The organism is Rhodococcus sp. NPDC019647, assembly GCF_044389235.1.
In the GTDB taxonomy this organism is placed as follows: domain Bacteria; phylum Actinomycetota; class Actinomycetes; order Mycobacteriales; family Mycobacteriaceae; genus Rhodococcus_F; species Rhodococcus_F oxybenzonivorans.
In genome coordinates, this window is record NZ_JBIRXS010000085.1 from 1 (window position 1) to 1,001 (window position 1,001).

At 65.1% G+C, this 1,001-nt stretch carries 1 protein-coding gene; it reads right to left on the reverse strand.

Translation table 11 applies throughout. The features are described from left to right. Nucleotides 1–8 precede the first annotated feature (8 nt). Entirely contained in the window at nucleotides 9–914 is a 906-nt protein-coding gene (locus ACH49N_RS38950; protein WP_159925144.1) for an alpha/beta hydrolase, read from the reverse strand. Nucleotides 915–1,001 lie beyond the last annotated feature (87 nt).

Sequence of the window (1,001 nt, forward strand, 5' to 3'; positions counted from 1 at the left end):
CGGGTCGTTCAGGCGCGTAGGTGGGTGACGAAGTGGTCGCGTGCGGCGGTGGAGACCTGGTCGAAGCCGGGGCCGGTGTAGAAGTCGAAGTGTCCGCCCTGTGTGACGAGGAGTTGTTTGGGTTCGCGGGCGCGTTCGTAGGCGTCGAGTGCGAGTGCGTAGGGGGTGGAGGTGTCTTCGTTGGCGACGATCATCAGCAGTGGGGTGGGGGAGATCTGGGTGATGAAGCTGCCGGGGTCGTATTCGGAGGCCAGTTCCAGGCTGCGGGCGGTCATTTCGTTTTTCCAGTTCGGGGCGCGGAGCGCCGCCGTTTTGGTGAACCATTCGTAGGCGTCGGTTTGGGGCATTGCGGCCTGCCCCATCGGGTCGGGGGAGACGGCGGGGAGCATCGCGGGTGCGCCGTCGTGGAATCGGTTGGCGCGGTCGGCGGCGAGGTTGTCGCGGACGTGGAGGAGGAAGTCTCCGCGTAGCAGTCGGACCAGGGTTTCCGGTCCCGAGACGAAGGGTACCTGGGCGACGACTGCCTTGACTCGTTTGTCGATCGCGGCGACCATCAGCGCGTGTCCGCCGGCGAAGCTGGTGCCCCAGACTCCGACCCGGTTTCCGTCGACCTCGGGGCGGGCGATGGCGTAGCTGATCGCGTTGCGGATGTCGCGGTACTGCAGGACGGGGTCGAGTTCTTGGCGGGGGGTTCCGTCGCTGTCGCCGAAGTTCTGGTGGTCGTAGGCGATTGCGTTGAGGCCGGCTTCGGCGAAGACGTTGGCGTAGTCGTCGAGGTGCATTTCTTTCACGCCGGACATGCCGTGCACGAGGATGATGACCGGTGCCGGGGTGGTGGTGTTCTGTGCCGGGTAGAACCAGCCGCGGAGGGTGACGTCGCCTTCACCCTTGAATTCGATGTCTTCGCGATTCATGTGCTTTTCCTCTTCACGCCGGGTTGTGTGTCGGACACTGCCAACCTAGGAACCGGCGAGCGGGCACCGATAGAACGAGCGCGCCCT